Annotated in this window: 12 protein-coding genes; 2 read left to right on the forward strand and 10 right to left on the reverse strand. The window is 72.4% G+C overall.

Annotated features, from left to right (window positions below; translation table 11 throughout):
* Positions 1–20: 20 nt before the first annotated feature.
* The 9 genes from MF672_RS22470 to MF672_RS22510 form a co-directional block, all read right to left on the reverse strand.
* Positions 21–2,618 carry an exo-rhamnogalacturonan lyase family protein gene (locus MF672_RS22470; protein ID WP_242373642.1) on the reverse strand — a complete coding sequence of 866 codons (2,598 nt, stop codon included), beginning with the start codon at positions 2,616–2,618 and terminating at the stop codon, positions 21–23.
* Complete coding sequence (locus MF672_RS22475) at positions 2,615–3,235, reverse strand: rhamnogalacturonan acetylesterase (protein WP_242373643.1); 621 nt, start codon at positions 3,233–3,235, stop codon at positions 2,615–2,617. Before MF672_RS22475 ends, MF672_RS22470 begins: the two co-directional genes overlap by 4 nt.
* Entirely contained in the window at positions 3,232–4,143 is a 912-nt protein-coding gene (locus MF672_RS22480; protein WP_242373644.1) for a carbohydrate ABC transporter permease, read from the reverse strand. The genes MF672_RS22475 and MF672_RS22480 overlap by 4 nt, the downstream gene beginning before the upstream one ends.
* An 11-nt stretch (positions 4,144–4,154) precedes the next feature.
* The gene (locus tag MF672_RS22485; protein ID WP_242373645.1) at positions 4,155–5,132 is read right to left on the reverse strand and encodes an ABC transporter permease; all 978 of its coding nucleotides are present in this window, start codon (positions 5,130–5,132) and stop codon (positions 4,155–4,157) included.
* A gap of 63 nt (positions 5,133–5,195) precedes the next feature.
* Positions 5,196–6,755, reverse strand: a complete 1,560-nt coding sequence (locus MF672_RS22490) for an extracellular solute-binding protein (protein ID WP_242373646.1) — start codon at positions 6,753–6,755, stop codon at positions 5,196–5,198.
* The gene (locus MF672_RS22495) at positions 6,752–7,381 is read right to left on the reverse strand and encodes a YesL family protein (protein ID WP_242373647.1); all 630 of its coding nucleotides are present in this window, start codon (positions 7,379–7,381) and stop codon (positions 6,752–6,754) included. The genes MF672_RS22490 and MF672_RS22495 overlap by 4 nt, the downstream gene beginning before the upstream one ends.
* Positions 7,382–7,503: 122 nt before the next feature.
* Positions 7,504–8,163, reverse strand: a complete 660-nt coding sequence (locus tag MF672_RS22500) for a DUF1961 family protein (protein WP_242373648.1) — start codon at positions 8,161–8,163, stop codon at positions 7,504–7,506.
* Between the two features lie 227 nt (positions 8,164–8,390).
* A complete protein-coding gene (locus MF672_RS22505; RefSeq protein WP_242373649.1) occupies positions 8,391–9,410 on the reverse strand; it encodes a LacI family DNA-binding transcriptional regulator in 1,020 nt (339 codons plus the stop codon).
* 138 nt (positions 9,411–9,548) lie between these two features.
* Positions 9,549–10,124 (reverse strand): TetR family transcriptional regulator, encoded by a 576-nt coding sequence (locus tag MF672_RS22510; protein ID WP_242373650.1) that lies wholly within the window; start codon positions 10,122–10,124, stop codon positions 9,549–9,551.
* A gap of 96 nt (positions 10,125–10,220) precedes the next feature.
* Between MF672_RS22510 and MF672_RS22515 the strand changes: the two genes are divergently transcribed.
* Complete coding sequence (locus tag MF672_RS22515) at positions 10,221–11,042, forward strand: NAD(P)H-binding protein (protein ID WP_242373651.1); 822 nt, start codon at positions 10,221–10,223, stop codon at positions 11,040–11,042.
* Here the strand turns inward: MF672_RS22515 and MF672_RS22520 are convergent.
* On the reverse strand, positions 11,032–11,700 hold the full coding sequence (locus MF672_RS22520) for an acVLRF1 family peptidyl-tRNA hydrolase (protein WP_242373652.1): 669 nt from the start codon (positions 11,698–11,700) through the stop codon (positions 11,032–11,034). The genes MF672_RS22515 and MF672_RS22520 overlap by 11 nt on opposite strands.
* A gap of 182 nt (positions 11,701–11,882) precedes the next feature.
* Here MF672_RS22520 and MF672_RS22525 point away from each other — a divergent pair, with 182 nt between their 5' ends.
* Positions 11,883–12,914: an EAL domain-containing protein gene (locus tag MF672_RS22525; protein ID WP_242373653.1), complete on the forward strand. Its 1,032-nt coding sequence runs from the start codon at positions 11,883–11,885 to the stop codon at positions 12,912–12,914.
* The last annotated feature ends 9 nt before the right edge of the window (positions 12,915–12,923 follow it).

Genomic DNA, 12,923 nt, shown 5'->3' on the forward strand with positions numbered 1-12,923 from the left:
TCCGGGAGCCCCACCTCTGCTTAACGCGCCGTCCCCGCCTCCTCTTCCTTCAGGTGCCCGCCGATCAGGGCGAGGTTGTGGATGGCCGCCAGCCCGTACTGCGCGGCGCCGTTGGTGCTGACGAACGGGGCCTCCAGCACCGGCATGAGCACCCCGGGGCCGTCCACGGCGGTCAGCTCCCACTTCTCCTGCCGCTGCAGCGGGTTGCTGTTGAGCTGGTCGCCCTCGTCGCGGGCGAACTTGCGCCACGCCCACGCGGCGAGGTCGGCGTCGCCGGTGCGGGCCGCCGCGTACGCCGTCAGCCGGCTGTGCGCCTGGATCAGCGAGATGCCGCCGAGGCGCTGCCCGGTCTCCGCCTCCTGCTGCTCCGGCGGGGCCAGGTAGAGGCGGCAGTACTCCAGCCAGGCCGCCTCGAAGCCGGGCACGTCCACCAGGTCGATCAGCTCGGCGCAGATCTCCGGCAGGCCGAACAGCGACGACAGGTGGGAGATCGCGATCTTGTCGGCCGAGGTGTCGAAGCGGCCGGTGGCGAGGTCCATGCGGGCCTCGCCGGTCAGGAAGCGGCGCGGCAGCGCGGCGATGTCGGCCATCGTGCCGAGCAGCCGGTCCCTGGCCCGCTCGTCGCCGTGCCGCTCCCAGCGGGTCAGCCAGGCGGCGGCCAGCGCGCCCCAGTCGGTGCCGAGCCCGACCGACAGCGCCGACGGGTCCGGCGTGTAGACGTCCTCGCGGACCTTGCGCTGCGGGTCGACGACCGTGAACGTCTCCTCCGGCGCGCTCAGCTCGTCCATCAGGTCGCCGGCGCGCTCGTCGGCCGTCAGGTAGTGGAAGAAGCGGCGGTAGGCGGCGTTGGAGATGCGCACCTGCTTGCAGCTGCAGCCCCAGTGCTGGACGTTGTGCCGGCTGCCGAGGCCCTTCCAGCGGCCCAGGTGGTAGACGTCCACCTCGCCGGTGTGGCGGGTCATGGCCTCGGCGAAGCGGAAGACGTCGGCGCGGCCGGTGCGCAGGTACTGCAGCCACAGCCACAGGTCGGGCGACAGCTCGGAGTTGTCCCAGGCGTAGCCGCCCACGTCGTAGCGCCAGGTGTGGCGGTCGGGGTCGTAGGTGTGCATGACGTCGCCGTAGTCCCAGAACCCGTACCAGCGGCGCTGCTCGCGCTCGCGGACGTACAGGTCGAACAGGAAGTCCAGGCGGTCCTCGATCGCGGCGCGGGCGGGCGTGGAGCGGTCGGGTAGGTCCCAGACGCCGAACACGCCGGCCTCGCGCAGCCGCCCGGGCGCCGCGGTCAGCAGGGCGGGCTCGTTCATGGCGGCGGCGAAGCCGGCCAGCTCGGCGGCCGAGGGGGTGGCGTCGAGGGCGCGCAGGCGCAGCTCGTGGGTGCGCGCGATGCCGCGCGGGTCGCCGAAGCCGGGCTCGTAGTCCTCGTAGGTGATCTCCAGCCCGTCGAGCTGCTCGGCGTAGGTGTCCTGGCCCATGCCGTCGTGGTAGAAGCGCAGGTCCATGGCGGGCGCGGACGGCGACCACAGCCAGACGGTCACGGTGGCGAGGTCGGTGGCCGCGTTCCTGACGTCGAGGCGGGTGGGGTGCAGCCGCCAGAAGTCGCGCAGCCCGAAGCCGAGCCCGCCGCTCACGCCGCCGAGGTAGCCGTAGCCGGCCGAGCGGGTGCCGGACGGGACCGTCACCCAGGCGTGGCCCTCGCCGGTGCGCTTGCGCAGGGTGAAGCCGTCAGCGGAGGACTGGTCGAGGGTGTGGTCGTTCCAGGCGGGGATCAGGTGCAGGCGGCTCGCGACCTCGGGGGCGAGCTCGCCGCACGGCAGGCCGGCCACCTGGTTGCGGCGGGCCCGCTCGCCGGGGTCGAGGCGCAGCCCGGTCAGGCCGCGCACGGCCTCGGTGAGGAAGCCGTCGGGCCCGGCCAGCCGCACGTGGCGGTCGTGCGGCTCGTCGCGCATGACGACGTCGGCGCGCAGGCCGAGCCCGGCCAGGAAGTCCCGCTCGGCGTCGCCGTCCCAGACGAAGGTGTGCAGGACGCGGACGTCCTCGGCGCCGGCGTGGAAGTACAGGCGGACGCTGAACGGCAGCCAGGAGCCGTGCCGGCCCTCCAGCCGGATCACCGCGCGCACCGGGCCGGCCTGCTCGACCGTCACCCGCTCGACCAGGCCGGTGGCCTGCTCGCGGGGCGGCGCGGCGCCCTCGTCGGGGGTGGGGCCGTCCTGGCGGAGGCTGACCAGGCGGACGTCCCTGGCGATCTCCCGGCCGCCGCGCGCGACGGAGCGGGCCAGGGTGGGGCCGGTCTCCTCGATCGTCCAGGTGACGACACCGGTCGAGACCGTCAGCGTGCCGCCGTCGCGGGTGACGGTGACGGGCGTGTCCGGGGCGGCGGGCTCGCGGCCGGGCTCCAGCCGGTACGCGTCCGCGGCCGGCCCGGCCCCGGCGGCGTGCGCGGACCACTTGACCGAGCCGTCAGGCCAGGTGGCGGTCGCCCAGCTCTGCACGGGCACCGCGCGGCCGGCGTCGTCGCTCAGCGCGAACGGCGTCCCCGGCGCGACCGCTCCTCGCGGCCACGGGACTCCCCAGGTCACTCCCTGCTCGCCCGGTCGGTCCAGCCAGCGGAGCACGGTCATGCGATCTCCTTCAGTCGCGCGGCGACGATGGCGGCCACCTCGTCGGCGCCGCGAAAGCAGAAGTGGGTGTCGTCGGCCACGCCGCCGGGATGGAGCGGGTGGGCGCCGGGCGGGAAGTGCGTGAACAGCGCCTTCGACCCCTCGGGGCCGAGGCGCTCGTACAGGGCGGTGGTGGCGGCGGTCAGGTCGACGAGCGGCACGTCCTCGGCGGCGGCCAGGTCGCGGACCAGGCCGGGGTAGCGGCCGTGCGTGGGCACCAGCCGGCCGCCCGCCCAGCGGCGGCGCTGCACGGGCGTGCACAGCACCGGCCGCGCCCCGGCGGCGCGCGCCTCCCCCAAGAAGGCGCGCAGGTTCTCCTGGTACGGCAGCTCCGGCTCCTTCTGGTCGTTGTGCCCGAACTGCAGGACGACCAGGTCGCCGGGGACGGCCTCGCGCAGCAGCGCCGCCCACAGGCCCTCGGCCCGGTGGCTGGCCGTGGTGGCGCCGCCCTTGGCGAAGTTGCGCACCGGGCCGCCGGCGTACGCCCCGAGCTGCGCCCCCCAGCCGGACATCGGCGCCTCCGAGGCCGGGCAGGAGGCCACCGTCGAGTCCCCCGCCAGCAGGACGGTCCGGGTCACTCCTTGACGCCCCCGATCAGCACGCCCTTGGCGAAGTGCTTCTGCAGGAACGGGTAGAAGAACAGGATCGGCAGCGTGGCGATCACGATGATCGCGAACTTGACGCCCTGCTCCGGCGGCACCCAGGTGCGGTCCATCTGCGACAGCGCGGCCGCGGGGTCGGTGGCGATGAGCTGGCGGACGAGGATCTGCAACGTCCACTTGTCCGGGTCGGAGATGTAGAGCAGCGGCGACATGTAGTCGTTCCAGATCGCGACCGCGTAGAACAGCGAGAACGTGGCGATGATCGGCTTCGACAGCGGCAGGACGATCTTGAGGAAGACGCCCATCTCGTTGCAGCCGTCGATGCGCGCGGCCTCCTCCAGCGCCTGCGGCAACTCCTGGAAGAAGCTCTTGACGATGATCAGGTAGAACGGGTTGATCGCCAGCGGCAGGATCAGCGCCCAGTAGCTGTCGAGCAGCCCGAGGTCGCGCACCACCAGGTAGGTGGGGATCATGCCGCCGGAGAAGACCATCGTGAAGATGACCAGGTTCAGCACCAGGGTCCGGCCCGGCAGGTACCGCTTGGCCAGCGGGTAGGCCATGGTGAAGGTCAGCATGACCTGCACCACCATGCCGACCGCCGTCACGACGACGGTCGTCAGCAGGGACCGGATGAAGGTGGGGGTGGCGAAGATGTACTCGTACGCCTCGGTGACGACCTTCTCCGGCCACAGGAAGAACGGCCTGGCGGCGATCTCGGGCTCGCTGGCGAGCGACGCGGCCAGCACGTAGATCAGCGGCAGCACCGTGATCAGCGCCAGGCCGACGAGCGCGACGACGTTGAGGACGTCGAAGACGCGGCTGCCGGCGGAGCCGTGGTGCTCGACCGCGAGCTTCTTGGGCTTGGTCTCAGTCATAGTGGTCATGCCGGGGCCCCTCAGAACAGTCCCCGCTGGCCCATGCGCTTGGCCAGCCAGTTGGAGCCGAAGATCAGGATGACGCCGGCCACGCCCTTGAACAGGCCGACGGCGGTGGAGTAGCTGAAGTTCCCGTTCTGGACGCCGGCGTAGTAGACGTAGGTGTCGAACACCTCGGCGACCTCGCGGTTCAGCGAGGTGGTCATCAGCCAGATCTGCTCGAAGCCGGAGTCCAGCAGGTTCCCCGAGGCGAGGATGGCCATGACGACGACCGTCGGCCGGATCGCGGGCAGCGTGACGTGCCAGAGCTGCCGGAAGCGGCCGGCGCCGTCCATGCGGGCGGCCTCGTACAGGTTGGGGTCCACGCCGGCCAGCGCGGCCAGGTAGATGATGGTGCCCCAGCCGGTCATCTTCCACAGCTGCTGCATGATGACGATCTCGCGGAACCACTGCTCCTGCGCCATGTAGTCGATCTTGGTGGTGTCGCCCAGGAGGTCGCGCATCCAGCCGGCGATGACGCCGAAGTCGGCCGCGAACAGCACGTACGTCAGCGCCGCGACGATGGTCCACGACAGGAAGTGCGGGATGTAGATGAGCGACTGGATCGAGCGCTTGAGGATGTTGACCCGCAGCTCGTTCAGCATCAGCGCGACGATGACCGGCGCGGTGAAGACGAACAGGATGTGCAGCGCCGCCAGGATCAGCGTGTTGGCCAGCAGCCGGGCGAAGTCGGGCCCGGAGAAGAGCTGCTCGAAGTGCTTGAGGCCGACCCACGGGCTGCCCGAGTAGCCGAGGAAGGGCAGGTAGTCCTGGAACGCGATCGTCACGCCGTACATCGGCAGGTACTTGAAGATCGCGAAGTAGGCGACGCCCGGGACGAGCATCAGGTAGAGCCAGCGGTAACGCAGCACCGCCATGCCGAGCGGGACCTTGTCGGCCCGCTTCGGCCTCGTCGACTTGCGCGCCGCCGTCGGAGGCGTCGCCAGGTCGGTGGCCACAGCGGCCTCCTTTCGGATGCGAGGGGCCCGGACGGCGCCGGGCCCCTCGCACGGGGGGTCGTCCTACTTGGGGAGCTTGGCGAGCAGGTCGTTGACCTCGGTGATGATCTGGGTGCCGCCGCCGTCGTGCCACTTCTGGATCTCGGCCTTCAGGCCGGCCTCGTCGATCGCGCCCGAGAGGAACTTGACCCGCGCGTCACCGATGATCTTGTCGATCTGCGGGCCCTTCTCGACCTGCGTGGGGGCCACGACGGGCAGCGCGACGTTGTGCACCGCCGTCTTGAGGTCCTCCTCCACCAGCTTCTTCTGCTTGTCGATGATGTCCCGGTAGGGCTGGAACGGCGGGATGCGCTGGTAGGCGATGCCGCCGATGTCCATCGTGCCCTTGGTGCTGAGCTGGGTGAACGCGTCGTCCACGTTGTCCTGGACGGTCCGCACGGCCGGGTCGTCCACGTTGATCAGCGTGGCGGTGTCGCCGTTGTCGACCTTGAAGTTGCGGCCCTCGATGCCGTTCTGCAGCAGGACCTGGCCCTCCTTGGTCGCCAGCTTGTCCAGCGTCTTCAGGACGTTGTCCAGCTCGGCCTCGGTGCGCACGCTCTGCTTGGAGATCGCCAGCGAGTCGGCGTAGCCGGTGAAGGGGTAGGAGAACTTCTTGCCGTCGGAGCGCGCCAGGTTCCCGACCATGGTGACCTTGTCGCCGTAGTCCTTGTCGCCGTTCTCCCTGAACAGGTCGAGGACCTGGCGGGAGCGGATGTTGACGTCGATGATCATGCCGCCGCGGCCGTGGAAGAACGGCTCGTTCCACTTGGCGGTGTCGAGCGTGGCGAAGTCGGGGTTGATCAGGCCCTCGTCGACCATCTTCTTGAGGAACTTGTTGGCCTCGATGAACTCCGGCGTGTCGAACCCGGGCACGACCTTGCCGTCACGCTCGCCCCAGCCGTTGGGGGCGCCGAACCAGGTCTCGACCACGTCGTACGGGCTGGCGCTCGCGTAGGAGCTGGACGGCCACTTCGGGATGATGAGGCCGTAGGTGTCCTTCTTGCCGTTGCCGTCCGGGTCCTTCTCGGTGAAGGCCTTGGCCACCTCGTAGAACTCGTCGACGGTCGTCGGCTCCTTGAGCCCGACCTTCTCCAGCCAGTCCTTGCGGATGATGATCGCCGAGCGCAGCAGGGGGCGCATCCGGTAGAGGCCGTAGGTCTTGCCGTTGACGGAGGCGTTGAGCGCCGTCTGCGCGTCCGTCGGCTTGAGGTTCGGGTACTTGTCCAGCTTGTCGGTCAGGTCCCAGAACGCCCCGGCCTGCGCGGCCTTCACGAACGCCGGCATCTTCGGGTCGACGACCACGACCTGCGGGATGCTGTCCGAGGCCAGCGTGACGTTCATCTTCTCGGTGTACTCGGCGTTCGGGACCCAGGTGACCTTGATCTTCTTGCCGAGGAACTTCTCGATCGCCTGCTGGAGCTCGCCGGTCGGCTCGGGCGCCGTGCCGAACAGCTTCGCCATGAAGGTGATCGTGTTCGGGTCGGACTGGGCCGCTTCGCCGCCACCGGAGCAGGCCGAGGCGGTGAGAGCAGCCGTCAGCGTTAACACCCCGGCGAGGAGCCGGCGGCGGCGGGATGCGCTCATGAGTTCCCTTTCGAAAGCAGGCGCGCCTCGTTCTCCTGGAAGAAGCGCTGGCAGAGCCACGTGTTGAGATGGATCCACGCGCCGAAGCTGATCAGCGGCGCCAGGACGGGCGCCACGGAGGTCGCGTAGGCGATGGCCGCGAGCGCTAGCAGCAGGATCACGGACGACGCCGGACGCAGCAGCGCAAGCTGCGCCGCCTTGGGCCAGTAGGCCCGCAGCGGCAGGTCGTAGTGCGCGTAGAGCGGCCCTACGTGAGCCCCCACGCCCGCCAGCAGGATCAGGGCCACGAGGCTCGCGATCCGCGGCGCTCCCATGTCCGGCCCCAGGGCGGAGAAGTAGAGGTAGTCGCCGACCAGCACGACGGCGGCCAGCGCCGCCGGCAGGACCAGCAACGAGGCCCGGACGAACTCCCGTCGGTAGACGGCCCAGAATTCGGTCCAGACCTGAAACGTTTCATTACGGGCATGCCTTCGCGCCAGGGTGTAGGCGGCGACGGTGGCCGGCCCGAGCCCGAGGATCACGCCTCCTGCGAGGGTGAAGACGAGCCAGACCAGATTCAGGCGAGCCGCCCAGATGACCTCTGAGCAGGCAGCTTGAATTCTGAGGGACATGGCGGGGTGGTTCATCCGGCACCACCTTTCGTGGCATGTGCACGGATACGGGGGTGGGTTGTTGCACCGCGGTTCCTGCCCCGTTACGGAGGAGTGAACGGCGGTTGGTGCGAAATTAGTGTTGAATCGACTCAAAGTCAATGACGAGAAACCCGCAGATTTCCGTACTCGCCGATGAGCGGCGCCATCTGACGGAAGCCGATCTTGCCTCCTGCCAGGGCCGGACCCCCGATCGAGCCGTCGTCCCGCCAGCGGAACGAGACCAAATCGTTGATTGCGAAGGTGACCTCGCCGTCCCTGACGTCGAGGCGGAGCGCGTACGGGCCGCGGGCGTCCAGCACGCCCGGCAGCGGGTCCGGGCCCTGGGCGACCAGGTGGAAGCCGTGGCTCTTGCGCAGGTTGCAGGTGTGGAGGGCGCGCTCCTGCTCCCACCGGCGGCGGAAGTAGGAGACGTGGTAGGCGTCGAGGTCGCCGTGGTGGTACTGGTCGTAAGGGCCGGTGCGGGGGGCCAGGGCGGGGTCGAACAGGTCCTCGCCGCGGCGGCCGCGGGCGTGGAAGAACAGGATGGCCAGGCCCGGCTCGCGCAACGGCCAGAAGTCCCACTCGATCCGGACGCCGGCGGGGAACTCCTCGGGGCACCACAGCACCACGTTGGCCGCCTGGCCGTCGGCGGGCGGGCGGCGGCTCTCCAGGCGCAGCCTGCCCTGCGGGAAGGACGTCACGCCGTCGCCCTCCATGCGGAAACCGGTCAGGTCGGCGGGGGTGGAGAGGGGGTTGCGGTAGATCTCGGTCGCCATGAGGCCGTCCTCCGGGGGTTGACGAGGGCATGGTGGCGGGCGGCCGCGCACGAGCACCCGGCCGGCGGCTCGGCGACGCTCGCGGGCCGGCGGACAGCGCGCCCAGGCCCGGCAGGCGAGGCTTGGCCGACGGGAGGCGAGGCCGGGGCGCGGGAGGGGGCGGGTCAGCGGGGGGCGGGTCAGCGCGGGGCGGGTCAGCGCGGGGCGGGTCAGCGGGAGGGGGCGGGTCAGCGGGTGCGGTCGAGGGAGCTGGATTCGCGGATCACCAGGTCGGGCTGGAAGATGACCTGCCGGTGCCGGTGCTGCTCGGGCTCGGCGACCTCCTCCAGCAGCAGGTCGATGGCGGTCCGGCCGAGCAGTTCGCGCGGCTGCCGCACCGACGACAGCGGCACCGCGGCCGCCGCCGCGAAGTCGATGTCGTCGTAGCCGATGATGGCCAGGTCCTCGGGCACGCGCAGCCCGTGCGCGGCCATCGCCTGTAAGAAGCCCAGCGCCATCATGTCGTTGGCGCAGAACGCCGCCGTGGGCCGTTCGCCGGGCGGCAGCGCCGCGATCCGTTCGCCGATGGCCCGCCCCCCTGCGACGGTGAGCGCGGGCGCGGCGCAGGTGACCAGCTCGACGGCCCCGCCGGTGGCGGCGACGGCCGCCGCGAGGCCCGCGTGCCGGTCGGCGACCTGTTTGACGGCGGGCGGCCCGCCGGCGAACAGCACGCGCCGGTGCCCGCGTTCGACGAGGTGGGCCCCGGCGAGCTGGCCGCCGAGCCGGTCGTCGACCGCCACCGAGCACTGCAGGCCGGTGGCCGGGCTGTCGACCAGCACCACCGGCGTGCCGCGCGCGACCAGCTCCTCCAGCCAGGGGGTCTCCATCTCGACCGGGGTGATCAGTATGCCCATGACGCGCTGCTGTTCGAGCTGGTCGAGGTGGCGGCGCTCGCGGCCGGGGTCGCCGGCGCTGTTGCACAGCACCACCATCGTGTCGTGCTCCTCGGCGACCGACTCGGCGCCCTGGGCCACGTCCACGAAGAAGGGGTTGGCCACGTCGAGCACGACGAGCCCGACCGTCCTGCTGCGGCCCACCCGCAGGTGGCGGGCCACCTCGTTGCGGACGAACCCGAGTTTCTTGATCGCTTCGAAGACGCGTTCGCGGGTGGCCGGCGACACGATCTCCGGGCGGTTGAGCACGTTGCTCACGGTGCCCACGGAGACGCGCGCCAGCTGCGCGACCTCCTTGATGTTCCTGGTCGCCATCGATCCTCACGAGGCCGTGCTGCTGCAGGTGCATGGTTGGCTGCTTCCACGTGGTCCGCGTACAGGGCCCCACGGTGAACTCGGCTCATCATAGCGGGCAGCAAGATTTTTTTGAATCGTCTCAAAACCTCAAAACGGTCACAAGGGCATCGTTGCCCCGGTGGCTTTCATGCCGTCGAGCATGAGGCGCAGGTAGCGGCGCGGGTCGGCGGCGACCGGCGCGGGCAGCCGGTCGGGGTGGCAGGTGAAGACGTTCAGCAGGTGGACGAGGTCGGCGACGCCGACGTCCGGCCGCATCGCGCCCTCCTTCTGGGCCCGGCCGACGAGCGCGCCGAGGCGCTCGGCCCAGGCGGCCCGCGCGCCGGCGAACCCGGGCCGCTCCGTGTACGCCTCCTCGGGCAGCTCGGCCAGCGCGCTCGCCAGCGTGGCGCGCCCCGGCTCGGCGGCCCAGGCGACGAAGGCGGCGATCGTGTCCCAGGCCGTGGCCGTCTCGCCCGCGATCCGGTCGAGGGCGGCCGTCATCGCGTGGACGTAGTGGTCGCCGACGGCGGCGAGGAGGGCGTGCCGGTCGGGGAAGCGGCGGTAGAGGGTGCCGACGCCCACCCCGGCGCGCCGGGCGATCGCCTCCATGGGCGCGCCGGGGCCGCGCTCGGCCATGACCTCGGCCGCCGCCTCGACGATCCTGGCGAGGTTCCGCCTCGCGTCCGCGCGCACCGGCGCTCCCTCCTTGACGACTCAAGTGGACGATCGGATTCCGCTTAGTGTAGCGTGCGCAAGCGGAATCCGATCGTCCACTTAGGAGGCAGGCAGATGATCGTGGTCACCGGAGCCACCGGCTCCATCGGGCGGGCGCTGGTGGCGGGGCTGCGCGGACACGACGTGCTGGCCGTCGTCCGGCGGCCCGCCCCGGACCTCGGGTGCGCGTACGAGCCGGGCGATCTGGAGCGGCCGGAGAGCGTCGGGCGGCTGCTGTCGCGCGGCGACCGGCTGTTCCTCAACAGCTCGCTGTGGCCCGGCTTCGCCGCCGCGCACCGGGCCGTCATCGACCTCGCGGCGCGGGCGGGCGTCGCCCAGGTGGTGACCGTGTCGGTGCGCGGCGCCCGCCCCGGGGCGCTGCTCGGCGGCGGGATGCACGGCGAGGTGGACGCCCACCTGCGCGCGTCGGGGGTGCCGTACGCCGTGCTGCAGCCGACCGGGTTCATGCAGAACCTGCCGGGCGAGGTGAGGGACGGGGTCATGCACGGCTCGTACGGCCCCGGCGCGGTCAACTACATCGACGCCAGGGACGTCGCCGCCGTGGCCGCCGCCCTGCTGACCCGTCCGGCGGGGCCGGGCGCGGACCACGTGCTGACCGGCCCCGAGTCGCTGTCGCACGCGCGGATCGCCGAGCGCGTCACCGCCGTCACCGGTTGCCCCGTCCGCTACGTGGACCTGCCGGTGGCGCGGATGGCGGCCCACCTGGAGCGGCAGGGCCTGCCGGCGCCGGCCGCGGCGGACCTGGCCGCGCTGATCGCCGAGACGGGCGACGGCCGCTGGGCGACGCGCACGCCGGCCGTCGAGCAGATCACCGGACGGCCGCCGCGCACCCTGGACGCCTTCCTCGCCGAGCACCGGGCCGCCTTCACCGGGTGACGGGCTCCGGCGGGTCGATCACGCGGACCCGTACCGCACGGAAGGTCGCCGGGGTGTCGCGGAGCACGGCCAGCCTCGGGTCGGGCACGACGAGGAACGGCTCCGCCTCCAGCGCCAGCAGCGGCGCGAGCCGCCGGTCCCCGCGCAGCGCGTCCACCGCCCGCCGGTCGCCGCCGAGCACGACGGCCGCCAGCTCGGCCAGGTGCGGTGACAGCACCCGCACGGCCGTTTCCACGGCGTCGTCGTACGCCTGGGCCGCCTGGTTGCGCCGCCGCCGCGCGAAGCGCTGCTGCGACCAGCCGCCCGCCGCCGTGCGCCCCTGCACCAGCCGCGAGCCGACCTTCGAGGCCACCAGCGCCTCGCCGTGGAAGACGCCCGCCGCGTACCCGCCGAGCCGGACCAGGAACACCCCGACCCGCCGCTCGGCCCTGGCGTGCGCGACGAGCCGGCTGACGTACGGCGGCCCGCCCGCCATGGGCGGGAACGGCGCGTGCAGCTCGGCCAGCGCGCCGTCCCTGGCCCGCAGCCGCACGACCCGCTCGTCGCCGTCCGCCTCGAAGGGCCCGTGCCGCCCGGCGAACCCGTCGATCCACGGGTGCACGCGCTCCGGCGGCACCACCACCCACCGGCCACCGCCCTTGGCCGGACGCCCGCTCATGCGAGGAAGGCTAGCCGACCCCGCGCGCCCGCCGCCCCACACGGGACATGACCGCAGGTCAGCGGGGCGGTCCGGGCCAGGGACGCGCCGCTCCGACCGGGCGGGCAACTGCAAGGGAAATGTCGGTTAAATCTGTTTCGTGGGCCTTATGTGGCCGCCGAGCCGCGCCGGATCCTGGGTACGTGCCGACCTCCCTGCTCACCAGCCCCTTGGTGGACCTCGACACCGGGGCGGTCATCGCGCACCCCGCGGCCGTGGACCCGGCGGGCGGGCTCCGGGCGAGCCCGCTGCCGATGATGCTGGAGCTGCCCGTCCACGTGCTGCTGGCCGGGGCGGGCGCGCTCGCGCCGCTGCACGAGGCGCTGCGCAGGGCGGGCCGGCACCCGCGCGAGGCGATCCTGCTGATCACCGGGACGTGCCAGGAGCAGGACCGGCCGCTGCTGCGGGTGGGGCTCGGCGGCCTGCGCACCATCGGCTACCTGCTCGGCTTCGCCGGCGTGGGCTCCGAGGGGGCCTCGCTGGAGCTGGTCGCCGAGGCCGCGCCGTACCTGCTGGCGCTGGACCCCGAGCTGGTGGCGCGCATCCCGGCCGACCACCGGGCGATCGCCGTCGCCCGGTCGGTGGTGACGCTGGCGCGCGGCGTCGGCGCGCACGTGATGGCGCCGGGCGTGGAGCGCGAGAGCCAGGCGGCGGTGGTCCGCGGCCTCGGCGTACGCCTCGCGCACGGCCCCCTGCTCGCCCCCGGCCCCGACGGCAGGGTGCGGGTGCCGCTCCCCGTCGCCGACCTCGCCCCGGAGACCGCGATGCTCGGCCCCCGCGTGCAGGAGCTGCTGATCCCCGCCGTGACGCTGCCCGCCGAGGCCAAGGCGGAGGAGGCGGTGCGCGCGTTCGGCTCGGAGCCCACCGTCACCAGCGTGATCCTGGTGGACGAGTACCAGCGTCCCAAGGGCAGCCTGGACCGCAGCCGCTTCCTGCTGTCGTTCGCCGCCCGCTTCGGCCACGCCCTGCACGGCCAGAAGCCCGCCCAGCGCCTGGCCGACCCGCCGCGCACGGTCCCCCGCACCACGCCGGCGGTCGCCGCCATGCACGCGGCGGGCCGCGACGCCGGCCGCGTCTACGACGACCTGGTGGTCACCGACGAGATGAACCGCTGCCTCGGCATCGTCCGCGTCTCGGACCTCATCAGGGAGGTCACCGCGGCCACCCGCCGGTAGCCGGCCGCT

This window comes from Actinomadura luzonensis, assembly GCF_022664455.2.
Lineage (GTDB): Bacteria > Actinomycetota > Actinomycetes > Streptosporangiales > Streptosporangiaceae > Nonomuraea > Nonomuraea luzonensis.